The 24991-nt window shown below is 40.8% G+C and carries 19 protein-coding genes, 4 tRNA genes and 3 rRNA genes; 8 read left to right on the forward strand and 18 right to left on the reverse strand.

Going from position 1 to position 24991, the window contains the following annotated elements; genetic code table 11:
* Positions 1–69: 69 nt before the first annotated feature.
* The 11 genes from rpoB to VSAL_RS15095 all read right to left on the reverse strand — a co-directional run bounded on the left by rpoB (position 70) and on the right by VSAL_RS15095 (position 9494).
* Positions 70–4098, reverse strand: a complete 4029-nt coding sequence (gene rpoB / locus VSAL_RS15045; RefSeq protein ID WP_012551288.1) for a DNA-directed RNA polymerase subunit beta — start codon at positions 4096–4098, stop codon at positions 70–72.
* 231 nt (positions 4099–4329) lie between these two features.
* On the reverse strand, positions 4330–4695 hold the full coding sequence (gene rplL / locus VSAL_RS15050; protein ID WP_012551289.1) for a 50S ribosomal protein L7/L12: 366 nt from the start codon (positions 4693–4695) through the stop codon (positions 4330–4332).
* 55 nt (positions 4696–4750) lie between these two features.
* A complete protein-coding gene (rplJ, locus tag VSAL_RS15055) occupies positions 4751–5245 on the reverse strand; it encodes a 50S ribosomal protein L10 (RefSeq protein ID WP_012551290.1) in 495 nt (164 codons plus the stop codon).
* Between the two features lie 245 nt (positions 5246–5490).
* The gene (gene rplA / locus VSAL_RS15060; RefSeq protein ID WP_012551291.1) at positions 5491–6195 is read right to left on the reverse strand and encodes a 50S ribosomal protein L1; all 705 of its coding nucleotides are present in this window, start codon (positions 6193–6195) and stop codon (positions 5491–5493) included.
* 4 nt (positions 6196–6199) lie between these two features.
* Positions 6200–6628, reverse strand: a complete 429-nt coding sequence (gene rplK, locus VSAL_RS15065; RefSeq protein ID WP_012551292.1) for a 50S ribosomal protein L11 — start codon at positions 6626–6628, stop codon at positions 6200–6202.
* Between the two features lie 119 nt (positions 6629–6747).
* Positions 6748–7293 (reverse strand): transcription termination/antitermination protein NusG, encoded by a 546-nt coding sequence (gene nusG / locus VSAL_RS15070; protein ID WP_012551293.1) that lies wholly within the window; start codon positions 7291–7293, stop codon positions 6748–6750.
* Positions 7294–7305: 12 nt separating this feature from the next.
* Positions 7306–7683: a preprotein translocase subunit SecE gene (secE, locus tag VSAL_RS15075; RefSeq protein ID WP_012551294.1), complete on the reverse strand. Its 378-nt coding sequence runs from the start codon at positions 7681–7683 to the stop codon at positions 7306–7308.
* Positions 7684–7912: 229 nt separating this feature from the next.
* Complete coding sequence (gene tuf, locus VSAL_RS15080; protein ID WP_012549148.1) at positions 7913–9097, reverse strand: elongation factor Tu; 1185 nt, start codon at positions 9095–9097, stop codon at positions 7913–7915.
* 93 nt (positions 9098–9190) lie between these two features.
* Positions 9191–9265, reverse strand: a tRNA-Gly gene (locus VSAL_RS15085).
* 33 nt (positions 9266–9298) lie between these two features.
* A tRNA-Tyr gene (locus tag VSAL_RS15090) sits at positions 9299–9382 on the reverse strand.
* A gap of 36 nt (positions 9383–9418) precedes the next feature.
* A tRNA-Thr gene (locus VSAL_RS15095) sits at positions 9419–9494 on the reverse strand.
* A 184-nt stretch (positions 9495–9678) separates the two neighbouring features.
* On the opposite strand from VSAL_RS15095, the gene VSAL_RS15100 reads away from it, so the two are divergent.
* Together VSAL_RS15100 and coaA are read left to right on the forward strand one after the other, a co-directional pair.
* Complete coding sequence (locus VSAL_RS15100; RefSeq protein WP_012548944.1) at positions 9679–10560, forward strand: IS982-like element ISVsa6 family transposase; 882 nt, start codon at positions 9679–9681, stop codon at positions 10558–10560.
* 133 nt (positions 10561–10693) lie between these two features.
* The gene (gene coaA / locus VSAL_RS15105; RefSeq protein ID WP_012551295.1) at positions 10694–11617 is read left to right on the forward strand and encodes a type I pantothenate kinase; all 924 of its coding nucleotides are present in this window, start codon (positions 10694–10696) and stop codon (positions 11615–11617) included.
* On the opposite strand, the gene birA is transcribed toward coaA, so the two are convergent.
* On the reverse strand, positions 11618–12577 hold the full coding sequence (gene birA, locus VSAL_RS15110; RefSeq protein WP_012551296.1) for a bifunctional biotin--[acetyl-CoA-carboxylase] ligase/biotin operon repressor BirA: 960 nt from the start codon (positions 12575–12577) through the stop codon (positions 11618–11620).
* Positions 12574–13614: a UDP-N-acetylmuramate dehydrogenase gene (gene murB, locus VSAL_RS15115; protein ID WP_012551297.1), complete on the reverse strand. Its 1041-nt coding sequence runs from the start codon at positions 13612–13614 to the stop codon at positions 12574–12576. Before murB ends, birA begins: the two co-directional genes overlap by 4 nt.
* A gap of 71 nt (positions 13615–13685) precedes the next feature.
* Between murB and VSAL_RS15120 the strand changes: the two genes are divergently transcribed.
* The 5 genes from VSAL_RS15120 to VSAL_RS15140 all read left to right on the forward strand — a co-directional run bounded on the left by VSAL_RS15120 (position 13686) and on the right by VSAL_RS15140 (position 17926).
* Complete coding sequence (locus VSAL_RS15120; RefSeq protein WP_012551298.1) at positions 13686–14114, forward strand: GNAT family N-acetyltransferase; 429 nt, start codon at positions 13686–13688, stop codon at positions 14112–14114.
* A gap of 79 nt (positions 14115–14193) precedes the next feature.
* Positions 14194–15546, forward strand: coding sequence for a CDP-diacylglycerol--serine O-phosphatidyltransferase (gene pssA / locus VSAL_RS15125; RefSeq protein WP_012551299.1), 1353 nt, complete (start codon positions 14194–14196; stop codon positions 15544–15546).
* Between the two features lie 162 nt (positions 15547–15708).
* Positions 15709–16023 carry an IS66 family insertion sequence element accessory protein TnpA gene (tnpA, locus tag VSAL_RS15130; RefSeq protein ID WP_012548925.1) on the forward strand — a complete coding sequence of 105 codons (315 nt, stop codon included), beginning with the start codon at positions 15709–15711 and terminating at the stop codon, positions 16021–16023.
* Positions 16020–16367: an IS66 family insertion sequence element accessory protein TnpB gene (tnpB, locus tag VSAL_RS15135; RefSeq protein WP_012548924.1), complete on the forward strand. Its 348-nt coding sequence runs from the start codon at positions 16020–16022 to the stop codon at positions 16365–16367. Before tnpA ends, tnpB begins: the two co-directional genes overlap by 4 nt.
* A 71-nt stretch (positions 16368–16438) precedes the next feature.
* Positions 16439–17926 carry an IS66-like element ISVsa2 family transposase gene (locus tag VSAL_RS15140; RefSeq protein WP_012551300.1) on the forward strand — a complete coding sequence of 496 codons (1488 nt, stop codon included), beginning with the start codon at positions 16439–16441 and terminating at the stop codon, positions 17924–17926.
* A gap of 97 nt (positions 17927–18023) precedes the next feature.
* Here VSAL_RS15140 and VSAL_RS15145 read toward each other — a convergent pair.
* The 4 genes from VSAL_RS15145 to VSAL_RS15160 form a co-directional block, all read right to left on the reverse strand.
* Positions 18024–18100: transfer RNA gene (locus VSAL_RS15145), tRNA-Asp, on the reverse strand.
* A 97-nt stretch (positions 18101–18197) separates the two neighbouring features.
* Positions 18198–18313 (reverse strand): 5S ribosomal RNA (gene rrf / locus VSAL_RS15150).
* 95 nt (positions 18314–18408) lie between these two features.
* Positions 18409–21299 (reverse strand): 23S ribosomal RNA (locus tag VSAL_RS15155).
* A 329-nt stretch (positions 21300–21628) separates the two neighbouring features.
* A 16S ribosomal RNA gene (locus VSAL_RS15160) occupies positions 21629–23173 on the reverse strand.
* The 16S, 23S and 5S rRNA genes sit together here with 1 tRNA gene alongside, the layout of an rRNA operon.
* A 575-nt stretch (positions 23174–23748) precedes the next feature.
* On the opposite strand from VSAL_RS15160, the gene VSAL_RS15165 reads away from it, so the two are divergent.
* Positions 23749–24234, forward strand: coding sequence for an RNA recognition motif domain-containing protein (locus VSAL_RS15165; RefSeq protein WP_012551301.1), 486 nt, complete (start codon positions 23749–23751; stop codon positions 24232–24234).
* Here VSAL_RS15165 and murI read toward each other — a convergent pair.
* Positions 24188–24985, reverse strand: a complete 798-nt coding sequence (gene murI, locus VSAL_RS15170; RefSeq protein ID WP_012551302.1) for a glutamate racemase — start codon at positions 24983–24985, stop codon at positions 24188–24190. The two genes, VSAL_RS15165 and murI, sit on opposite strands and share 47 nt — an antisense overlap.
* Positions 24986–24991: the final 6 nt, after the last annotated feature.

A 24991-nucleotide genomic window follows, 5' to 3' on the forward strand; every position in this document is an offset into this window, starting at 1 on the left:
TCGGCTCCTGTAAGGAGAAAAAAGGCGCTCGGCGAGCGCCTTATATTCTACCGGACAATCTCAATGAGATTATTCTTCGTCTTCTAACTCGATGTTGATACCAAGTGAGCGGATCTCTTTCAACAATACGTTGAATGATTCTGGCATACCTGGTTCCATACGATGATCGCCATCTACGATGTTTTTATACATCTTAGTACGACCGTTCACGTCATCCGACTTAACTGTTAGCATTTCTTGTAGAGTATATGCAGCACCATATGCTTCAAGTGCCCATACTTCCATCTCACCGAAACGCTGACCACCGAACTGAGCTTTACCACCAAGTGGCTGCTGAGTTACAAGGCTGTAAGAGCCGGTAGAACGTGCGTGCATCTTGTCATCGACTAAGTGGTTTAGTTTTAGCATATACATGTAACCAACAGTTACAGGACGCTCAAACGCATCACCAGTACGACCATCAAACAATTTCAACTGACCAGATTCTGGCAGATCAACAAGTTTTAATAGTTCTTTAATTGATGATTCTGGAGCACCATCAAAGATTGGTGTTGCGATTGGTAAACCACCGCGTAAGTTCTTAACTAATGTACGAACTTCGTCATCAGACAGTGCAGCGATGTCTACTTCTTGGCGAGTTTCACCAAGATCGTATACTTTTTGTAAGAAGTTACGGAACTTATGCAGTTCTTGTTGCTCTTTAAGCATTTGGTTAAGTTTATCACCAACACCTTTCGCAGCAAGACCCATATGAACTTCAAGAATTTGACCGATGTTCATACGAGAAGGTACACCCAGTGGGTTCAGAACGATATCTACTGGCTGACCTTTTTCATCATAAGGCATGTCTTCAACAGGGTTAATCTTAGAGATTACACCCTTGTTACCATGACGACCCGCCATCTTATCACCAGGCTGAATACGACGTTTTACCGCTAGGTAAACTTTAACGATTTTCAGTACGCCTGGTGCAAGATCATCACCTTGAGTGATCTTACGACGTTTAGTTTCGAATTTCTTATCGAACTCAGCTTTAAGTTCATCATATTGCTCAGCAAGCTGCTCAAGTTGATTTTGTTGTGATTCATCATCAAGCGTGATTTCTAACCACTGCTTACGATCCATCGCATCAAGTTTAACTTCAGAAGTACCTGCAAGCGTTAGAAGTGTGCGAACACGTGCTAATAAGCCACCTTCAAGAATCTGGAATTCTTCAGTGATGTCTTTCTTAGCTTCTTTAAGCTGCATTTGTTCGATTTCTAGAGCACGTTTATCTTTTTCAACACCATCACGCGTAAATACTTGTACGTCAATGATAGTACCTGAAACAGAGTTTGGTACACGTAGAGAAGAATCTTTAACATCTGATGCTTTTTCACCAAAGATAGCTCGTAGTAGCTTCTCTTCTGGAGTCAGTTGAGTTTCACCTTTAGGTGTTACTTTACCAACTAAGATGTCTCCACCCTTAACTTCAGCACCGATATAAACAATACCTGATTCATCAAGTTTAGACAGAGCAGCTTCGCCTACGTTAGGGATATCTGCAGTGATCTCTTCAGAGCCAAGTTTAGTATCACGAGCCACACAAGATAGTTCTTGAATGTGAATCGTCGTGAAACGGTCTTCCTGAACTACACGCTCAGATACAAGGATTGAATCCTCGAAGTTATAACCATTCCAAGGCATAAATGCGATACGCATGTTCTGACCAAGTGCAAGCTCACCAAGATCCGTTGACGGACCATCAGCAAGAACATCACCACGAGTAACAGGTTCACCAGGAAGCACTGTTGGACGTTGGTTGATACACGTATTTTGGTTAGAACGAGTGTATTTAGTTAAGTTGTAGATATCGATACCAGCTTCGCCAGGTACCAATTCTTCTTCGTTCACTTTGATAACGATACGAGAAGCATCTACTGACTGAACCATACCGCCACGTTTAGCAACAGCGGTTACACCTGAATCGATTGCTACACAACGCTCAATACCAGTACCAACTAAAGGCTTATCAGCTCTTAATGTAGGTACAGCTTGACGCTGCATGTTCGCACCCATTAGGGCACGGTTCGCATCATCGTGTTCTAGGAACGGGATAAGCGATGCAGCTACAGATACAACTTGGTTTGTCGCGACATCCATATATTGGATGTGTTCACGTGGATGTAGGCCTGATTCACCTTTCTGACGAGCGATGATTAATTCATCAGCGAAAGTACCTTCTTCTGTTAACACGGCATTCGCCTGTGCAATAACAAATGTACCTTCTTCAATCGCAGATAGGTAATCTACATCTTCAGTCACGATATTATCAACAACACGACGATATGGAGTCTCTAGGAAACCATATTCATTACATCGAGCATACGCTGATAATGAGTTAATTAGACCGATGTTTGGTCCTTCAGGAGTTTCGATTGGACATAGGCGACCGTAGTGAGTCGCGTGTACATCACGAACTTCGAAACCAGCACGCTCACGAGTTAGACCGCCAGGCCCTAAAGCAGAAATACGACGTTTGTGCGTAACTTCTGACAATGGGTTATTCTGATCCATAAACTGAGACAGCTGTGAAGAGCCAAAGAATTCTTTAACTGCAGCTGAAATCGGCTTAGCGTTGATAAGATCTTGAGGCATAATTGCATCAAGATCACCAAGACTTAGACGTTCACGAACAGCACGTTCTACACGAACTAAACCAACACGGAATTGGTTTTCTGCCATTTCGCCAACAGAACGAATACGACGGTTACCAAGGTGATCGATATCATCAACCTCGCCTTTACCGTTACGAATATCGATCAGTTTACGCATAACTTCGATGATGTCTGTTTCATCAAGGATGCCTGCGCCTTCACCATTATCACGACCAATTGAGCTATTGAACTTCATACGACCAACAGTCGATAAGTCATAACGATCTTCAGAGAAGAATAGGCTTTCAAATAATGATTCAGCAGCTTCTTTTGTTGGTGGCTCGCCTGGGCGCATCATACGATAAACTTCAACAAGTGCCGATAAACGGTCAACAGTTGAATCTGCACGTAATGTGTCAGAGATGTATGCACCATGATCAAGGTCATTCGTAAATAACACTTCAATCTTTTTGTGGCCAGCTTGAGATAAATTAGCAAGATCTTCTAAGCTAAACTCTTGGTTAGCCGCGATAATGATCTCACCAGTGTCTTCATTCACATAATCGTGAGAAGCCACTTTACCTACGATATAATCTACTGGTACTTCGATATTATTTACTTCGTCTTTCGTCAATTGACGAATATGACGCGCAGTAATACGACGACCGGCTTCAACATAAACTTTGCCGTTCGATTCAATATCAAATGTTGCAGTCTCACCACGTAAACGTTCAGGAAGTAATTCCATCATTAACGTTTGGTCTTTCACTTCAAATACAACTTTATCGAAGAATAGATCTAAGATTTCTTCTGTTGTTTTACGAAGTGCACGTAAGATGATCGTTGCTGGTAATTTACGACGACGGTCGATACGTACGAATAAGTTATCCTTAGGATCAAATTCGAAATCTAACCATGAACCACGGTAAGGAATTACACGCGCGTTATAAAGAACTTTACCAGATGAATGGGTTTTACCCTTATCGCTGTCGAAGAAGACACCTGGGCTGCGGTGCAGCTGGGATACGATAACCCTTTCAGTACCATTGATTACAAAAGTACCGTTGTCAGTCATAAGCGGAATTTCGCCCATGTAGACTTCTTGTTCTTTAATGTCTTTTACCGTGCCTGCAGGTGCATCTTTATCGTACACAACTAAACGTAATTTAACGCGTAAAGGTGCAGAATAGGTAACACCGCGGATTTGACATTCTTTAACATCAAATTCTGGCTCACGGAGATTATAGCTAACGTATTCTAGCTTAGAGTTGCCATTGTAGCTCTGAATTGGAAAAACAGAACGGAAAGCAGCCTCAAGACCGTATTGCCCTTCAGGATCTTGCTCGATAAATTTAGTAAAAGAATCAAGCTGGATCGATAGTAAGTATGGTATGTCCAACACTTGTGGACGCTTACCAAAATCCTTACGGATGCGCTTTTTCTCTGTATAAGAGTAAACCATGGGGTTCCTCAGCTCGCTGATAAGTGACCCGAACCGTCCGCCTTCGAAAGGTTTGGACAGCACTAATAGCACTGTTTAATGTAGGACATAATCTCTGATTGAGACTATGTTTTTTGCTCGAATATAGGGACTTTAAACAGTGTGAAATTACCCTATACCCTACAGCGCAAAAAGGCCAGTGGTTAATAAACCACCAGCCATTAGCCGCTAGGCTATGAAACTAAGTAATAATTACTTGATTTCAACAGTTGCACCAGCTTCTTCAAGCTGTGCTTTAAGGCCTTCAGCTTCAGCTTTGTCAACGCCTTCTTTAAGTGCAGCAGGAGCAGAATCAACTAGACCCTTCGCTTCTTTCAGGCCAAGACCTGTAGCGCCACGTACTGCTTTGATTACAGAAACTTTGTTTCCGCCAATGGCAGTTAGGATAACATCAAATTCAGTTTGCTCTTCAGCAGCTTCAGCAGCAGCGCCACCAGCAACTACTGCAGCAGCAGCAGTAACACCGAATTTTTCTTCCATAGCTTCGATAAGCTCAACAACTTGCATTACAGACATTTCTGCAACTGCGTCTAGGATTTGCTCGTTAGTAATAGACATAACAATTCTCTTTTAAGTCAACAATAATTTATTTTGTAATCAAATAAAGCAGGGCTTATGCCTCAGCTTCTTCTTTTTGATCACGAACAGCAGCGATAGTACGTACCAATTTACCAGCAGAAGCTTCTTTCATGCACATCATTAAGCGTGCAATTGCTTCGTCGTAAGTTGGTAGTGTCGCTAGTACATCAGCATCAGTAACTGCGCCTTCAAATGCAGCAGCTTTAATCTCGAAGTTTTTATTCTCTTTAGCAAAGTCTTTAAAAAGACGTGCTGCGGCACCTGGGTGCTCGTTAGAGAATGCAAGTAGAGATGGGCCAGTAAATGTGTCTTGTAGACACTCATACTGAGTACCTTCTACTGCACGACGTGCTAGTGTGTTACGAACAACTCTCATGTAAACACCCGCTTCACGCGCTTGTTTACGTAGAGAAGTCATTGCGCCAACAGTAACGCCACGAGAGTCAGCTACAACTGCAGAAAGTGCACCACTGGCTGCTTCGTTGACTTCAGCAACAATTGCTTTTTTGTCTTGAAGATTTAAAGCCATTTGGATTAACCTCTGGTTGTGATTACACCACTCACTACAAAAACTGTAGGAGAGTAATTACGATGCATTCACAGAAAACTAATTTCGAAAAATTAGCCTTTAGTTCGGCACCGTCTACGCAGGTTTTATTAAGCCCTTTCGAGCGCCTACGGTCTTGGACGGAGACTATTTAATCAAAAATCAAACAGCCCCAACCATAAATTTGATAGGCGCAAAATTATACACAAATTTTGCGGCTTTGCAAATTACTTTGTTGTTGTCTCTAAAGTAGATTGATCTAGAGAAACACCAGCACCCATTGTAGTTGAGATGCTTACCTTCTTCAGGAAAACACCTTTAGCTGAAGTAGGTTTTGCTTTTTTCAGTGCAACTAGAAGAGATTCTAAGTTCTCTTTAAGTTGAGCGCCATCAAAGTCCACTTTACCGATAGTAGTGTGGATGATGCCGTTTTTGTCGTTACGGTAACGAACCTGACCAGCTTTAGCATTTTTAACTGCTTGAGCAACGTTAGGAGTTACAGTACCAACTTTAGGGTTTGGCATAAGACCGCGAGGACCTAGGATTGTACCTAGTTGACCAACAACGCGCATTGCATCTGGAGAAGCAACAACAACGTCAAAGTTCATTTCGCCTTTCTTAACTAGCTCAGCAAGATCTTCCATGCCTACTAGATCAGCGCCTGCTTCTTTAGCAGCTTCTGCGTTTGCACCTTGAGTGAACACAGCAACACGAACATTACGACCAGTACCGTGTGGTAGTACAGTTGCACCACGTACGTTTTGGTCTGATTTACGTGCATCAATGCCAAGGTTAACAGCAACGTCAACGCTTTCATTAAAGTTAGCTGTTGCTAATTCTTTAAGAAGAGCAATTGCTTCGTTGATTTCGTAGTCTTTAGTAACTTCCACTTTTTCGCGGATATTACGCATACGCTTAGTAAGTTTAGTCATAATCTTAACCCTCTACCACTAGGCCCATAGAACGAGCAGTACCAGCAATTGAACGCTTCATAGCTTCAATGTCAGCACCAGTCATGTCCGCAGCTTTAGTTTCTGCGATCTCTTGTATTTGAGAGTCTGTAACAGTACCAACTTTGTCACTGTTTGGACGGCCAGAACCAGACTTAACGCCTGCAGCTTTCTTAAGAAGAACTGCTGCTGGTGGAGTCTTAGTAATGAACGTAAAAGAACGGTCGCTGTATACAGAGATAACTACTGGAGTAGGTAGACCTTTCTCAACAGATTCTGTTCTTGCGTTAAACGCTTTACAGAATTCCATGATATTTACACCGTGTTGACCTAGAGCAGGACCAACTGGTGGACTTGGGTTCGCCATACCTGCTGCAACTTGCAGTTTGATATAAGCTTCAACTTTCTTAGCCATGATATTTCCTAATTTTTGGGTTCATACGCTGTCCAATAGGAGCAGCTCCCCGTTAACAAAAACGCGCGAGATTATAATAATAATTCGCGCCTTTTACAATAGCTTTGCTGATTTTTCGATCAGTTTTTTTCTACTTGGCTAAACTCTAGTTCAACTGGAGTTGCACGGCCAAAGATAGAAACTGACACTTTGATGCGACTTTTTTCGTAATCAACATTTTCAACAGTACCGTTAAAGTCAGCAAATGGTCCTTCAGTAACACGAACCACTTCACCAGCTTCAAATAACGTTTTAGGGCGAGGTGCTTCACTCGCTTGTTGAAGACGATTTAAAATTGCATCAGCTTCTTTATCAGTAATTGGTGCAGGGCGATCTGAAGTACCACCAATGAATCCCATAACACGTGGAATACTACGTACCAAGTACCATGATTCATCATTCATGATCATTTGCACTAACACGTAACCAGGGAAAAATTTACGTTCGCTTTTACGACGCTGACCGGCACGCATTTCTACCACTTCTTCAGTTGGTACAAGTACTTCGCCAAATAACTCTTCCATGTTATGCATTTTAATATATTCGCGTAACGATTGAGATACACGACCTTCAAACCCTGAAAAGGCTTGAACTACATACCAACGTTTCTTTGGAGCTTCACTCATGATCACTTATCCTCAAACACCTGTGATTAAGCCAATTAGTCTTACCATAATACCATCAATACCCCATAAAATAAGAGCCATTACGATACATACAGCAAGAACAATGAAAGTTGTTTGTGTTGTTTCTTGCCGTGTAGGCCAAACAACCTTACGTACTTCCATTCTTGATTCGCGAGCAAATTCAATTGCAGTTTGACCTTTTGCTGTGAAGGCAGCAATACCACCAGCAGCAGCAATTAATGCAACTACGCCGGCAGCTCGAATAACAACAGACAAATCAGCTAGTAAATAATTACCAATTACCGCAGCAGAAAGTAGAACTAAAACTAGTAACCACTTTATTGTATCAACTGCGCCTGAAGTTTCTGTCGTCTCAGTATTTGTTTTCATAAAACCAACCTGTGACATAACTAAAATCATTTTCCATCATTAGACAGAAATTCAAAAACAAGAGTAAATATACCCTACTCTCTTCATCCTATAAACCAGCGATTTGCTAATTTATCTGCGCTGTACTCTGCATTTTCTTAAAAAATCAAGGTGCAGATAAAACAACACACAATACAACGCAGAAAAAGGGCATCAAATGATGCCCTTTTTGCTAGTACTTAGTCAAATCTTAAGCGAAGATTTTAGCAACAACACCAGCACCAACTGTACGGCCACCTTCACGGATTGCGAAGCGTAGACCTTCGTCCATTGCGATTGGAGCAATTAGCTCAACCGTCATTTGAACGTTATCACCAGGCATTACCATTTCAACACCTTCAGGAAGTGTGATATCACCAGTTACATCCGTTGTACGGAAGTAGAACTGTGGACGGTAGCCTTTGAAGAAAGGAGTATGACGGCCGCCTTCATCTTTAGAAAGAACGTATACTTCTGACTCAAATTTAGTGTGTGGGTTGATTGAACCTTTAGCAGCAAGTACTTGGCCACGTTCAACGTCATCACGCTTAGTACCACGTAGAAGTGCACCAACGTTCTCACCAGCACGACCTTCGTCAAGCAGTTTACGGAACATTTCAACACCAGTACATGTAGAAACTGTAGTTTCTTTGATACCAATGATTTCTACTTCGTCGCCTACACGTAGAATACCACGTTCGATACGACCAGTAACAACTGTACCACGACCTTGAATTGAGAATACATCTTCAATAGGAAGTAGGAAAGGCATGTCAACAGCACGTTCAGGAAGAGGAATATATGTATCTAGAGCTTCTGCAAGCTCAATGATTTTATCTTCCCATTGTTTTTCGCCGTTTAGAGCGCCAAGAGCTGAACCTTGGATTACTGGTAAATCATCACCTGGGTAATCGTATTCAGAAAGAAGTTCACGAACTTCCATTTCTACTAGCTCAAGAAGTTCTTCATCATCAACCATGTCACATTTGTTCATGAACACAACGATGAAAGGAATACCAACTTGACGACCAAGTAGGATGTGCTCACGTGTTTGTGGCATAGGGCCATCAGTTGCAGCAACAACTAGGATACCACCATCCATTTGAGCAGCACCAGTGATCATGTTTTTAACATAATCGGCGTGTCCAGGACAGTCAACGTGTGCATAGTGACGTGCAGGAGTATCGTACTCAACGTGAGAAGTTGAGATTGTGATACCACGCTCGCGCTCTTCAGGAGCGTTATCGATTGATGCGAAATCTTTAGCTACGCCACCGTAAATTTTTGCAAGTGTAGTACAGATAGCAGCAGTTAGAGTTGTTTTACCGTGGTCAACGTGGCCGATTGTACCAACGTTTACGTGCGGTTTCGTACGTTCAAATTTTTCTTTAGACATGGATAGTCCCTCTAGGTACGGCTATTGGTGGCTTTATATGGCCACGTAACCAATAAAAATATATTTGAAGTTATAAAGGATAAATAGAGAAGATGGAGCGTGCAGCGGGAATCGAACCCGCATCATCAGCTTGGAAGGCTGAGGTAATAGCCATTATACGATGCACGCATGTCATTCGACAGAACTATTTAACCTTGAATATGGTGGAGGGGGACGGATTCGAACCATCGAAGCTTTCGCGGCAGATTTACAGTCTGCTCCCTTTGGCCACTCGGGAACCCCTCCACATTTTTATTTCTTTATATTAAACATAAAAAGAAATGGTGCCGACTACCGGAGTCGAACTGGTGACCTACTGATTACAAGTCAGTTGCTCTACCTACTGAGCTAAGTCGGCACAATTGGTGCGCATTCTAGTTAATATGGAAATATCATGCAACCGAAAATTTCAATAATCTGTTCTTTTTTACATTAACTAGAATAAATAACCTGAATTCTGGATAAGGCTGAACTAATTGCCCACCTAACGATCAGATCTTTCGACCAAGAATTATTTGAACGTATTTTAAAAGGTGGGCAAGATGAATAAATTAGTTGATATATTTTGTGATGTCGATGATTTTTGTTATCAATTCTTATCTCAATGGGAAAAATACCTTGTTGAGGCTAGTGAGAGAAAAAGAAAACGTCAGTCAGTAATGTCTACTAGTGAATGTATGACTATTGTCATCGCTTTTCATCAATCAAATCATAGAGATTTCAAGAACTTCTATATCGGGTTAGTTCATCAATATTGGAAAGGATACTTTCCAAATTTACTTAGCTACACTCGATTTGTGAGCAAAATGCCTAGCCTAATCGCCCCAATGTGTGCCTATTTTCAATCTATCAAAGGTAAGCCGACTGGCATTGCTTTTGTTGACTCCACGAGTCTTAAAGTATGCCATAACATTCGAATTCCTCGCCATAAAGTCTTTGATGGTGTTGCGAAAAGAGGAAAAGGTACCATGGGATGGTTTTTCGGCTTCAAACTTCATTTATTGATTAACCATCTTGGAGAAATTATTTCGCTGAAAATCACAGCTGGCAATGTAAATGATAGGACTCCTGTACCTGATTTATGCAAAGAACTCTCGGGGAAATTGTACGCTGATAAAGGGTACATAGGTAAAAAGTTGAGTGAGAGCTTAAAGAACTCTGATGTCGATTTAGTGACTACCTCGCGAAAAAACATGAAAGCAAAAGAGATAAGTGCTTTTGATAAGGCTATGTTATCAAAGAGATACATTATCGAAACGATAAATGACCAATTGAAGAATATCTCTCAAATTGAACATAGCCGTCATCGTAGCGTGACTGGTTTCATGCTAAATGTAATTTCAGGCGTTGTGGCTTATTGTTTAAAAAAACAAAAGCCACGAATTAAGCTATCAGAATGTGAATTTGAACTAATCCTCGCTTAAAGCATGTTTTATCCAGAATTCAGGTTAAATAAGCTTTTTTCACTCAAACTTTCTTAAAAACAAACCTAGGCTACTTTTTTATTCTTATGCCTTACTGTATTGTTCAAATTCATTTAATCATCTGGTAAGTATTGTGAATCCATACCTAAATTTCACTCGAAAGAGCTGGGCAGAATTACGTAATTCAATACCTTTAACGCTCACAGAAATCGAATTAATGGCATTACGAGGGATTAATGAAAATATAAATATAAATGAAGTCTCAGAAATATATTTGCCGTTGATACGTTTGATCCAATTACATATAGAAAGCTATCAACAAAAAAATATTATCCTCGATAACTTCCTTTTAAACAAAGGCTTCCAATCTCCATTCATTATTGGTATCGCGGGAAGCGTTGCTGTTGGTAAAAGTACGACAGCTCGTATTTTACAAACGCTATTAACTCAATTGCTTCCAGAATTGAGCACTCAGCTAGTAACCACTGATGGATTTTTATATCCCAACAAATATTTAAATGAACATAATATTATGCATAAGAAGGGATTTCCTGAATCTTATGATATTCAAACCTTAGTTTCCTTTGTTTCAGATATAAAATCAGGTAAGGCAAACGTAAAAGCACCAGTATATTCGCATTTGACCTACGATGTGACAAATGAAAAAAAAGTAATTAATAAACCTGACATACTAATAATTGAAGGCTTAAATGTACTTCAAAATGGCAGTGATTACCCTCACGATAACCATAATACTTTCGTTTCTGATTTTCTTGATTTTTCGATTTATGTCGATGCGGCACCCATATTACTAAAACAGTGGTATGTAGATCGTTTTCTTAAATTAAGAATCAGTACATTCAAAAAAGATAATTCTTACTTCTCACACTACACAGGATTATCCATTGAAAAATCCATTGAAAAAGCAGAGCATATTTGGAATACCATCAATGGATTAAATTTAACTGAAAATATATTACCTACCAAAGAAAGAGCCAGTTTAATTCTAACGAAAGGTGAACATCATTCTATTGAATACGTATCGATAAAAAAATAATCACGCTTTTCTAACTGAAATCTCACCACCGAAATAAGATTCGACGATACAGTTACGTTCAAGCAATATCGCACCTTGCGAATTTATACCTCGACAAACACCATGAATAGATTGGCTACCCATGGTAAGCGTGATGCTTTCATCTATAAAATTATCAAGTTCTTTCCATCGGTTGATGAAAGACTGTAGCCCCGAATGCTCAAACTCAAGTAATGTTTTATTTAAGGATACTAATAATTCACTCGCAAGCTTATTCCTGATGTTCCTTTCACCTAATATAGTCATCAAATCAACCCAAGGTTGATCAATCACTAAAGCAGATTTTTCATTCAACTCTATATTGATGCCAATTCCAATAACCACATCTGCACTTCCTCCTGATTGACCGGAAAGCTCAATAAGAACACCTGCTAACTTTAATTCATTCCAATAAATATCATTCGGCCATTTCAGCTTTAAGCCTTTACAACCAATAACTTCTAGGGCGTCAACAACAGCAATTCCAATTGCTAAACTTAATCCCATGGTTGCGGCAAGTCCATTATCAAATCTCCAGAATATAGAACAGTAGATATTACTACCGAATGGAGATACCCATGTTCGACCTCTCCTTCCTCGCCCTGCCACTTGATATTCAGCAAAGCAAGATTGCCCTTTTTTAAGCACAGTCATTTGGTCCAATAAGAACTGATTTGTAGAATCAACAACACCAAGAATTGAAGTTTGTGGCAGATCCTTACATATTACCTGATCTACTGAGAGTAATTCTAAAGGAGAAGATAAAGCATAACCTTTACCCTGAATTCTATATATTGATAATCCCCACTCCTGAATCCCCTTGATATGCTTGCTTATGGCAGCTCTGGATACGCCAATGTCATCACCTAAGTCCTCACCTGAATGAAAAGAACCATCACTGAGCGCCTTCAATATTTCTAGCTTTTTCAAGTGTTCCTTCATTCAAACAACTCCGAGAGTGACGTTTCTTTGCCCGAAAAATAAAATCGAACTTCATGTTCCAACTCTATATGATAAATATCAAAAATTGTTTTTTGAACATGGCGAGCTAACTCTAAAATATCTTTCGATGTTGCATTTCCATTGTTGATTAGTACAAGAGCTTGTTCTTTATGCACTTGGGCATCGTTAATCGAGAAACCTTTAAGTCCCGCGTGATCTATCAACCAACCTGCAGATATTTTCTTTCCATCAGAGACGGTATATGCAGGCAGAGTAGGAAAATTTTTCGATAGTTTTAAATAACATTCATCTGATACGATAGGATTTTTAAAAAAACTACCGGCATTCCCAAGCACTTCAGGATTGGGTAATTTAAGAGAGCGAATATCACAAATAGCTTTAAATACAGATTCAGCGGTTACTCCTACCACACTACTTAAATCAGCAAGCGGCCCATACGTCAAAAGTGGGGCCCACGATTTTGATAATTTAAAACCGACAGATGTAATGATTACTTTATCTTTTAATGATTTCTTGAAAATTGAATCTCTATAACCAAAATCACATTCACTTTTTGATAAACGTTTAATGTTCAATGATTCTAAATCTAAATACTCAACATAATCACAAACATCTTTAAACTCTAAACCGTATGCACCAATATTTTGAATAGGAGCAGATCCTACACAACCAGGGATCATTGCAAGATTTTCAATACCATTGTAATTATGCTCTACACACCACTTAACAAAACTAGGCCAATCTTCGCCGCTTGAAACAGATAATAAATAATCAGTTTCTGTTTCCGTTACTTCTTTACCCAAAATTCGGTTAAGTACAATAACACCAGAAAAATCATTACAAAATAAAGTGTTACTGCCTCGCCCTAATGGTAACTTAATCGATGAGCGATAATCGTCATTTGACCATATATCAATAAAATCATTTATTGAATTTGCTTCGATAATAACATCCGCATTAACGTCAATAGAAAAACTATTAAAAGGGCGAAGATTTTTATTTAATAAAATATTCATATCACTTTATTTCATAGGTTAGATTAAGTACATTCTAACGCAATGAATACAATCTACATAGAATCCAACGAATGAATCTTACTGTTTCTCACTTAAACAAAATGCGCTTACCTCTTCTTCATAAGATTTATAAAGAGAATTACCCATCAGGCAAACCTAAAGGGAAAGAAGAAATATTAATACTTGAAGACGACAAGAAAATCATAGGTTCTGTCCGTATAAAGACTTATCAAGATTGTAATTTCTTAACCGGTATGATGATAATTGAGAATAGAAGAAGAAAAAAACTAGGTAACTATTTCTTAAAAGAAATCATGACTCGTATAGATAATATTCAAAATTGCTATTGTTTTTGTGAACCCTCTCTTTTATCTTTTTATACTCAAAACCACTTTATCATCGCAGAGTCAAAGTTCACTCCAAATGTTATTAGGTCCAAATTTGAACGATACTCAAATTCAGGAAAAAAACTTCATCTTCTACGATATAAAAAAGATTAAGTATTCGACATTAATCTCGGCATTTTGACTTAAATTTGCTAAAATATCGAATATTATATTGATAATTTAATGACTAGTTATGAACTCAACAACTCATGAAAGTAAAGAGCAGCTACGTAAACTCCCTATGTTGTCTCAACATCCTGAGAATATAAAGACCCTTCATACAGCTGAAGATTTTCGGTATGAACTATTAAACCAAATAAAAAAAGCTACAAAACGCATCTACATTGTGGCTCTATATCTTGAAAATGATGATGCAGGTAGAGAAATTTTCACCGCATTATATGAAGCAAAACAAAAACAACCATCATTAGATGTGAATGTTCTAGTTGATTGGCACAGAGCACAAAGAGGCTTAATTGGTGCCGAAAAAAGCGATGGTAATGCTGCTCTCTATCGTGAATTTTCCGAAACTTACAAGTACCCAATAAATGTATTAGGTGTACCTGTAAGGAATAAAGAAGTTTTCGGTGTCCTACACCTTAAAGGCTTTATTTTTGATGATACCGTCGTTTATAGTGGCGCAAGCTTAAATGATGTATATCTTGCTCATAAAGATAAATATCGCTTTGATCGATACCATATACTGAACAATACATTCTTAGCCAATTCTATGGTGTCACTTATCTCCAAAACACTTGTAGCTAGTGACGCTGTAAATTGCTTATCACAGGCCAATCGACCAGATACAAAATCATTAAAGCCTGCAATCAAAGAGCTAAGGCAACAATTAAGCATTGTAAATTACCAATTTATACCTCAAACAAGAAAAGTAGGTGAAGTTGGTGTTACACCTTTAATTGGTTTAGGTCGCAAAGGTAACCGCTTAAACAAATACATACAATTATTGCTTGCATCTGCGGTAAGTGAAATAACAATATGTACTCCTTATTTCAACTTTCCAAAACAGATTGCGAAAGAACTAAAAAAAGCACTCCGTCGAGGAGTGAAAGTGACTATTATCGTTGGTGACAAAACAGCTAACGACTTCTATATCGCTCCAGAAGAGGATTTTAGAACGATAGCAGGACTTCCCTATTTATATGAGATGAACCTTCGACACTTTGCAAAATCAAATGAGACATCTATTGCAAGTCGACAGCTATCAATCCATTTATGGAAACATGAGAATAATAGTTTTCACTTAAAAGGTTTGTGGGTTGATAATGAATTCACCCTAATCACTGGTAGTAATTTAAACCCAAGAGCTTGGAAATTAGACCTAGAAAATGGGTTGTTATTACAAGATCCAGAAAAATTGCTAATCACCGAAAAAGAATCCGAACTAAAGGTAATACTTCAACATACTCAATTAGTCGGTTCTTACAAACAAGTCGATAAACTAGAATCTTATCCCATCCCTGTAAAGCGTTTAATAAAACGCATTAAACGAATAAAAGCCGACCACATACTAAATCAAATTTTATAATTAAAAGAGGCTTATTAAGGCCTCTTTCTTTATCTAAACATTATTAATCTACGTCATCAACATAGCTAAAACACCACTGATGTAAGCGTGCGGGGAACTACACCTAACAAATAAAATTCATTATGCGTATCTTACGATCTTTCATTTAACGAGAACGTAATTATGCAAAAAGATAAAAAGAGAACACCAGAGCAATGGCACGCTCTATTTGAATCTCAGCAATCTAGCAAGCTTAGTGCCGCTGAATTTTGTCGTAACCATAATATTCTGCCAAAGACATTTAGTGCACGTAAAGCACGATGGAAACAAAAGATTAACGCTTCTACTTTCTTGAAAGTAGAAGCGTTAACATCAACTATCATCGCCACTCCACAATTACCAGATATTCAACTTTCTATCGGAAAATTGCGATTAACATTGCCAGCTAATACTGAACCTCACTGGATAGGACTCTTATTAAAAGGGTATCAATCATGAATGTATTTACTGATGTTTCCACCATTTATCTTCATCGTGATTTTGTCGATTTTCGCAAGGCCATTAATGGCCTTGTCGTGATTGTTGAGCAAGAAATGCAACTATCACCGTTTAGTGATGCTCTATTTATATTTTGCAATAAGCCTCGTGATAAACTCAAAATATTGTATTGGGATAAAACAGGATTCGCTTTATGGTACAAGCGATTAGATGAAGACCGCTTCAAATGGCCACGAAATATAAATAACGATACGTTAGCATTATCAGAGCAGCAACTGACACTGCTATTACAAGGTTTTGATATCTTAGGACATCAACCGGTACATTATCAAACAACCCTTTAAATAGTTGATTCTCAGTCAAGAATAGGAGGCAACCGATTGATTACCTGTATTATCGTTATATAGTCATCTACATGACTGATAAAATAAAACCACTTCCTGATACCATTGACGAGCTGAAAGCACTTGTGCTTCAGCTTGAAAATAAATATAACCGTCTTCTAGAGCAATTTCGGCTGGCTCAACATCAGCGCTTTGGTAAAAGCAGTGAATCTGACTCGACTCAATTTGATTTATTCAATGAAACAGAAGAAGAAATCATCATTGAAAATGATGACACACAAACGATTACCTACACTCGTCAAAAGCCAAAACGCCAACGCTTACCTGAAGACTTACCGCGTACTGTTATTATCCACGACATAAAAGATAAAACTTGTAAGTGTTGCGGTCTAGAGATGCATGCGATGGGTAAAGACATCAGTGAAAAGTTGGAATTTGTACCAGCTAAAGTGGAAGTTATTCAACATGTTCGTCCTAAATATGCTTGCCGAAATTGTGAAAAACACAATACTTCAGTAGACATTAAACAAGCCCCAATGCCAGCGTCACCAATCCCTAAAGGGATTGCGACCGCAAGTTTACTTGCTCAAATTATTACGGCTAAATTTCAATACAGTCTTCCACTTTATCGTCAAGAAACGTTATTTCAGCAATGGGGTATCATTATTGGACGGCGAACGATGGCGGATTGGTTAATAAAATGCTCGGTACTATTTACCCCTCTTAATAACGAGTTACATCGTATTTTGCTTGAACAACCCACTCTGCATTGTGATGAAACAACGGTAAATGTGTTGGATGTTGAAAAAGCAAAATGTTATATGTGGGTCTACTGCTCTGGCTATGATTCTCCAGGCTCTGGTGTTTTGCCTGGAATTGTACTTTATGATTATCAATCTAGCAGGCATGGCTACCATCCAGTTAACTTTTTAAAAGGTTATAACGGGTATTTACATACCGATGGTTACCAAGGTTATGAACAAACTGAAGCGATTTTAGTTGGCTGTTGGGCACACGCACGTCGACGATTTATTGAGGCTCAACGTGTTCAAGTAAAAGGGAAAACAGGGAGTGCAGATTGGGTATTGAGTAAAATCCAAAAGCTATACCGGATCGAATCGTTATTAAAAGAGGCTTCCCCTGAAGCCAAGTATGTTGCTAGGCAGACAGAAGCCCGCGATTTACTTAAAGAGCTCCGTGATTGGCTTGATAGCGCAGTTAGTCGAGTATCACCTAAAACAAAATTAGGTGAGGCGATTAGCTATACATTAAATCAATGGGATAAATTAGTTCGTTATATTGATGATGGATTGTTATCTATTGATAACAATCGAGCAGAGCGAGCGGTTAAACCGTTTGTTATCGGCCGGAAAAACTGGTTATTTTCGGGTTCAACGGCTGGTGCAGATTCAAGTGCAATGCTTTACAGCATTGTAGAAACAGCAAAGGCAAACGGATTAATCCCTTACGATTATATTAGGTATTGTCTAGATCGTTTATGTGTTGGATCGCCAGATATCGATTCACTTTTACCTTGGAATGTAAAAGACAAGGTGTAGTTCCCCGCACGCTTACCGCTTACCCACTGATTAATCAATATTTATTTTATATAGACGAAAAAAAGCCCTAATCGTAAGATTAGGGCTTTTTAAATAGTGGCGGAGTGGACGGGACTCGAACCCGCGACCCCCGGCGTGACAGGCCGGTATTCTAACCAACTGAACTACCACTCCGCAGTGTCTATTCAGCATTATGCTATTACTTAAATAAAACGTGTCAGCGTTTTATTCTTTGTCTTCATCTTCTAAAAAAGATAAAAACTTAATTCAAGCCTGGCGATGTCCTACTCTCACATGGGGAGACCCCACACTACCATCGGCGCTATTACGTTTCACTTCTGAGTTCGGCATGGGATCAGGTGGGTCCATAACGCTATGGTCGCCAAGCAAATTCTTTAATTCGGAAAGCTGTATTGTGTTCTTAATCACATTCAATCTGTTTCTTGCTATCTTAAATCCGTTCAAAACCCCTTGGGTGTTGTATGGTTAAGCCTCACGGGCAATTAGTACAGGTTAGCTCAATGCCTCGCAGCACTTACACACCCTGCCTATCAACGTCGTAGTCTTCAACAACCCTTTAGGATACTTAAAGTATCAGGGATGACTCATCTCAAGGCTCGCTTCACGCTTAGATGCTTTCAGCGTTTATCGATCCCGAACTTAGCTACCGGGCAATGCTACTGGCGTAACAACCCGAACACCAGAGGTTCGTCCACTCCGGTCCTCTCGTACTAGGAGCAGCCCCTTTCAATCATCCAACGCCCACGGCAGATAGGGACCGAACTGTCTCACGACGTTCTAAACCCAGCTCGCGTACCACTTTAAATGGCGAACAGCCATACCCTTGGGACCGACTTCAGCCCCAGGATGTGATGAGCCGACATCGAGGTGCCAAACACCGCCGTCGATATGAACTCTTGGGCGGTATCAGCCTGTTATCCCCGGAGTACCTTTTATCCGTTGAGCGATGGCCCTTCCATTCAGAACCACCGGATCACTATGACCTGCTTTCGCACCTGCTCGAATTGTCATTCTCGCAGTCAAGCGGGCTTATGCCATTGCACTAACCACACGATGTCCAACCGTGTTTAGCCCACCTTCGTGCTCCTCCGTTACTCTTTGGGAGGAGACCGCCCCAGTCAAACTACCCACCAGGCACTGTCCGCAACCCCGATAAGGGGCCAACGTTAGAACATCAAGCATACAAGGGTGGTATTTCAAGATTGCCTCCACAAATACTAGCGTACTTGCTTCAAAGGCTCCCACCTATCCTACACATGTAGGGTCAATGTTCAGTGCCAAGCTGTAGTAAAGGTTCACGGGGTCTTTCCGTCTAGCCGCGGGTACACTGCATCTTCACAGCGATTTCAATTTCACTGAGTCTCGGGTGGAGACAGCGTGGCCATCATTACGCCATTCGTGCAGGTCGGAACTTACCCGACAAGGAATTTCGCTACCTTAGGACCGTTATAGTTACGGCCGCCGTTTACTTGGGCTTCGATCAAGAGCTTCGACCGAAGTCTAACCCCATCAATTAACCTTCAAGCACCGGGCAGGCGTCACACCGTATACGTCATCTTACGATTTAGCACAGTGCTATGTTTTTAATAAACAGTTGCAGCCACCTGGTATCTGCGACTCCCGGCAGCTTAGAGAGCAAGTCTCATCACCGCTAGGAGCGTACCTTCTCCCGAAGTTACGGTACCATTTTGCCTAGTTCCTTCACCCGAGTTCTCTCAAGCGCCTTAGTATTCTCTACTCGACCACCTGTGTCGGTTTGGGGTACGATTTCTTATAACCTGAAGCTTAGAGGCTTTTCCTGGAAGCATGGCATCAATAGCTTCACACCCGTAGGTGCTCGACATCGTGTCTCAGCCTAACAAGAGTCCGGATTTACCTAAACTCTTAGCCTACGCACTTGAACTTGGACGACCGTCGCCAAGCCTACCTAGCCTTCTCCGTCCCCCCATCGCAATTATAAGAAGTACGGGAATATTAACCCGTTTCCCATCGACTACGCCTTTCGGCCTCGCCTTAGGGGTCGACTTACCCTGCCCCGATTAACGTTGGACAGGAACCCTTGGTCTTCCGGCGAGGGGGTTTTTCACCCCCTTTATCGTTACTCATGTCAGCATTCGCACTTCTGATACCTCCAGCATGCCTTACAGCACACCTTCAACGGCTTACAGAACGCTCCCCTACCCAGCACAATAAATTGCACTGCCGCAGCTTCGGTGTATAGCTTAGCCCCGTTACATCTTCCGCGCAGGCCGACTCGACCAGTGAGCTATTACGCTTTCTTTAAATGATGGCTGCTTCTAAGCCAACATCCTGGCTGTCTGAGCCTTCCCACATCGTTTCCCACTTAGCTATAACTTTGGGACCTTAGCTGGCGGTCTGGGTTGTTTCCCTCTCCACGACGGACGTTAGCACCCGCCGTGTGTCTCCCGGATATTACTTACTGGTATTCGGAGTTTGCAAAGGGTTGGTAAGTCGGGATGACCCCCTAGCCTTAACAGTGCTCTACCCCCAGTAGTATTCGTCCGAGGCTCTACCTAAATAGATTTCGGGGAGAACCAGCTATCTCCAAGTTTGATTGGCCTTTCACCCCTAGCCACAAGTCATCCGCTAATTTTTCAACATTAGTCGGTTCGGTCCTCCAGTTGATGTTACTCAACCTTCAACCTGCCCATGGCTAGATCACTTGGTTTCGGGTCTATATCCAGAGACTGAACGCCCAGTTAAGACTCGGTTTCCCTACGGCTCCCCTAAACGGTTAACCTTGCCACTGAATATAAGTCGCTGACCCATTATACAAAAGGTACGCAGTCACATAACAAGTATGCTCCTACTGCTTGTACGTACACGGTTTCAGGTTCTATTTCACTCCCCTCACAGGGGTTCTTTTCGCCTTTCCCTCACGGTACTGGTTCACTATCGGTCAGTCAGTAGTATTTAGCCTTGGAGGATGGTCCCCCCATATTCAGACAGGATATCACGTGTCCCGCCTTACTCGTTTTCACTGATGATGAGATGTCGGTTACAGGGCTATCACCTTGTATCGCGCCACTTTCCAGAGGCTTCACCTGTCTCATTAACAACTTAAGGGCTAACCCAATTTCGCTCGCCGCTACTTTCGGGATCTCGGTTGATTTCTCTTCCTCGGGGTACTTAGATGTTTCAGTTCTCCCGGTTTGCTTCGCTGCGCTATGTATTCACGCAGCGATACTAGCTTATGCTAGTGGGTTTCCCCATTCAGAAATCCCAGACTCAAAAGGTTTTTACTACCTAATCTGGGCTTATCGCAAGTTAATACGTCTTTCATCGCCTCTGACTGCCAAGGCATCCACCGTGTACGCTTAGTCACTTAACCATACAACCCCAAGAGGTTTCGTATGGCATAAACAACCAAGGTTGAACTCTTCATTGAGAGTTCTGGTTTTTCGCCGGATTCAAAATACAAGAACACTTGAATGTGTTTTTAATTTGTTTATCTAAAGATAAACAAAAGATATTAAGAACTTTTAAATTTTGATTTATCTAACTCGTAAGTTAGTTAAATCAGTCAGCTTTCCAAATTGTTAAAGAGCTTAAAGCAAAAAGCTTTAATCAATAATCGAAATCATTAATTAAAGCTCTGTCACTTCAACTTATTAAAACCTAATCAATCTGTGTGAACACTCATAAATCGCAATCTATCGTTAAGGAGGTGATCCAGCCCCAGGTTCCCCTAGGGCTACCTTGTTACGACTTCACCCCAGTCATGAACCACAAAGTGGTGAGCGTCCTCCCCGAAAGGTTAAACTACCCACTTCTTTTGCAGCCCACTCCCATGGTGTGACGGGCGGTGTGTACAAGGCCCGGGAACGTATTCACCGTGACATTCTGATTCACGATTACTAGCGATTCCGACTTCACGGAGTCGAGTTGCAGACTCCGATCCGGACTACGACGCACTTTTTGGGATTCGCTCACTATCGCTAGCTTGCAGCCCTCTGTATGCGCCATTGTAGCACGTGTGTAGCCCTACTCGTAAGGGCCATGATGACTTGACGTCGTCCCCACCTTCCTCCGGTTTATCACCGGCAGTCTCCCTGGAGTTCCCACCATTACGTGCTGGCAAACAAGGATAAGGGTTGCGCTCGTTGCGGGACTTAACCCAACATTTCACAACACGAGCTGACGACAGCCATGCAGCACCTGTCTTACAGTTCCCGAAGGCACTAAGCTATCTCTAGCGAATTCTGTAGATGTCAAGAGTAGGTAAGGTTCTTCGCGTTGCATCGAATTAAACCACATGCTCCACCGCTTGTGCGGGCCCCCGTCAATTCATTTGAGTTTTAATCTTGCGACCGTACTCCCCAGGCGGTCTACTTAACGCGTTAGCTCCGAAAGCCACGGCTCAAGGCCACAACCTCCAAGTAGACATCGTTTACGGCGTGGACTACCAGGGTATCTAATCCTGTTTGCTCCCCACGCTTTCGCATCTGAGTGTCAGTGTCTGTCCAGGGGGCCGCCTTCGCCACTGGTATTCCTTCAGATCTCTACGCATTTCACCGCTACACCTGAAATTCTACCCCCCTCTACAGCACTCTAGTTCACCAGTTTCAAATGCGGTTCCGAGGTTGAGCCCCGGGCTTTCACATCTGACTTAATGAACCACCTGCATGCGCTTTACGCCCAGTAATTCCGATTAACGCTCGCACCCTCCGTATTACCGCGGCTGCTGGCACGGAGTTAGCCGGTGCTTCTTCTGTCGCTAACGTCAAGATGTACAGCTATTAACTGCACACCCTTCCTCACGACTGAAAGTACTTTACAACCCGAAGGCCTTCTTCATACACGCGGCATGGCTGCATCAGGCTTTCGCCCATTGTGCAATATTCCCCACTGCTGCCTCCCGTAGGAGTCTGGACCGTGTCTCAGTTCCAGTGTGGCTGATCATCCTCTCAGACCAGCTAGAGATCGTCGCCTTGGTGAGCTCTTACCCCACCAACTAGCTAATCTCACCTGGGCTAATCTTGACGCGAGAGGTCCGAAGATCCCCCTCTTTGGTCCGAAGACATTATGCGGTATTAGCTATCGTTTCCAATAGTTATCCCCCACATCAAGGCATATTCCCAGGCATTACTCACCCGTCCGCCGCTCGTCAGCGAATTAGCAAGCTAATTCCTGTTACCGCTCGACTTGCATGTGTTAGGCCTGCCGCCAGCGTTCAATCTGAGCCATGATCAAACTCTTCAATTAAAGTTTTTTGGTTTGTTTCAGCAGAAACAAAACCGGCTCAATGATTTATACTGATTTCTTACATAAAAGTAATTTTGTGTAGTCACTCAGTTCATTGATTATTTTTGTTTGTATTCACTTCGAAAAGTAAATGCAAACTAGTGATTATCAACTCACAAGTGCCCACACAGATTGATTTGGTTAAATTGTTAAAGAGCGTTTTATTTCAACAACTTAACGTTTCCATTTCGTTGCTTAGGCTGCGTATAATACAGAGCCTTAATTTTAAGTCAAGCCCTAATTAAAAGTAATTTAAAAGGCTTAAAAACTTAACGTTCTCATGAGATTTTGCTTTCGCTTTATCCTTGGGAACGGGGCGCATTATAAGTCCCTCACACTTATTGGCAAGTACTTTTTAACGATTATCTTTTAAGTGATTATTTTCTACACAGATCACTTTTTTTCAAACAAAAGCCCTACAACAAATGATCATTGGCTTAATTAGTTGGCAATTGATAAATAATATAAGTAGTATCAATGTGATTTTATTGTTAATTCATCATTTTTTCACTTATTTTAACTAGACATTACTTATCATGAAATCTACTAACTCAAATATAATTATCATTGCTATTGCTGTACTTGGTGCAGGTGCAATCTCTGTATTTCCATCGGTATCTCCTGCATTTGCTTTTGCTTTCGGCGCAGTAATTACAGGTTTTACTCTTTTATTCATTAATAAAGCACCGTCTAAATCTAAAACAGTAACAGACACTATTTCTAGTGCTGATACTTCAGATCAAGCGAGTACTACCCTTTATGTAGGTAACCTTCCTTATCGAGCGAATGAATCAGATGTAAAAGATTTATTTTCTGAATTTGGTGATGTGTTTGCTGTTCGTCTGATGAAAGACAAACGTACAGGTAAACGTAGAGGATTTGGTTTTGTTGTTGTGGCAACAAAGGACGCTGATAATGTTATTGAAAACTTAAACAATAACGAATTTGATCAACGTACTTTAAAAGTTCGCATTGCTAACGATCCAAAGACTTCGGGTAGCCTAGAGTCTGAAGAGGATTAAAATCTAATTCTTTGAAAGTCTTATTTAGTGCCTCTTCATTTTTTGTTGAGGCACTACAATAAACTTCCCCAAACAAATGATCTCCTTTATTAGCGTCAACACTCCCTAATAATTGCTTCACTCTTCTTGCTATTGCTTCTCCTGAATCTATCAGTAATACGTTACGGCCAAGAATTTCTTTGATTTCTTTACGTAGAAAAGGAAAATGCGTACAACCAAGTACAATACAATCAACCTGACCTTTCCAAGACTTTAGAATCTCATCAAGTTCAATTAAATTGACAGGTATGCCTACCATTTTCTCTTCAGCCATTTCAACTAATCGAGTCGACCCTAATAACTTCACATCTGAAATTGATGCAAATGATTTAATTAAGTCAAACGTATAACTTCGTTTAATAGTTGCAGGAGTAGCAAGTAATCCTATTTTTTGAGAAACAAGCGCTGCTGGTTTAATAGCAGGAACAACCCCAACAACTGGAATAGAGAGAAGTGTTCTTAATGTAGGTAACACCACTGTACTTGCTGTATTACAGGCAATAACAACGATATCTATTTTATGTCGATGACAAAGCTTTTGAATAATATAAGATGTTCTTTCTATTAAGATATCTTCTGTTAACTCTCCATAAGGAAAGCCTGCATTATCAAAAGCATAAATATACTTTGCCAAAGGAATTTGATATCTAATATCTTTAAATACGGATAAACCACCGATACCTGAGTCAAAAATTAAGATGTTTTTTGGCATATTGGA

Origin of the sequence: Aliivibrio salmonicida LFI1238 (assembly GCF_000196495.1) — a bacterium.
Taxonomy (GTDB): Bacteria; Pseudomonadota; Gammaproteobacteria; order Enterobacterales; family Vibrionaceae; genus Aliivibrio; species Aliivibrio salmonicida.

Coding starts and splice junctions, on each gene's coding strand:
- rpoB (WP_012551288.1), bottom strand. CDS start 4,098: ATGGTTTACTCTTATACAGAGAAAAAGCGCATCCGTAAGGATTTTGGT.
- rplL (WP_012551289.1), bottom strand. CDS start 4,695: ATGTCTATTACTAACGAGCAAATCCTAGACGCAGTTGCAGAAATGTCT.
- rplJ (WP_012551290.1), bottom strand. CDS start 5,245: ATGGCTTTAAATCTTCAAGACAAAAAAGCAATTGTTGCTGAAGTCAAC.
- rplA (WP_012551291.1), bottom strand. CDS start 6,195: ATGACTAAACTTACTAAGCGTATGCGTAATATCCGCGAAAAAGTGGAA.
- rplK (WP_012551292.1), bottom strand. CDS start 6,628: ATGGCTAAGAAAGTTGAAGCTTATATCAAACTGCAAGTTGCAGCAGGT.
- nusG (WP_012551293.1), bottom strand. CDS start 7,293: ATGAGTGAAGCTCCAAAGAAACGTTGGTATGTAGTTCAAGCCTTTTCA.
- secE (WP_012551294.1), bottom strand. CDS start 7,683: ATGAAAACAAATACTGAGACGACAGAAACTTCAGGCGCAGTTGATACA.
- tuf (WP_012549148.1), bottom strand. CDS start 9,097: ATGTCTAAAGAAAAATTTGAACGTACGAAACCGCACGTAAACGTTGGT.
- VSAL_RS15100 (WP_012548944.1), top strand. CDS start 9,679: ATGAATAAATTAGTTGATATATTTTGTGATGTCGATGATTTTTGTTAT.
- birA (WP_012551296.1), bottom strand. CDS start 12,577: ATGAAGGAACACTTGAAAAAGCTAGAAATATTGAAGGCGCTCAGTGAT.
- murB (WP_012551297.1), bottom strand. CDS start 13,614: ATGAATATTTTATTAAATAAAAATCTTCGCCCTTTTAATAGTTTTTCT.
- VSAL_RS15120 (WP_012551298.1), top strand. CDS start 13,686: ATGAATCTTACTGTTTCTCACTTAAACAAAATGCGCTTACCTCTTCTT.
- pssA (WP_012551299.1), top strand. CDS start 14,194: ATGAACTCAACAACTCATGAAAGTAAAGAGCAGCTACGTAAACTCCCT.
- tnpA (WP_012548925.1), top strand. CDS start 15,709: ATGCAAAAAGATAAAAAGAGAACACCAGAGCAATGGCACGCTCTATTT.
- tnpB (WP_012548924.1), top strand. CDS start 16,020: ATGAATGTATTTACTGATGTTTCCACCATTTATCTTCATCGTGATTTT.
- VSAL_RS15140 (WP_012551300.1), top strand. CDS start 16,439: ATGACTGATAAAATAAAACCACTTCCTGATACCATTGACGAGCTGAAA.
- VSAL_RS15165 (WP_012551301.1), top strand. CDS start 23,749: ATGAAATCTACTAACTCAAATATAATTATCATTGCTATTGCTGTACTT.
- murI (WP_012551302.1), bottom strand. CDS start 24,985: ATGCCAAAAAACATCTTAATTTTTGACTCAGGTATCGGTGGTTTATCC.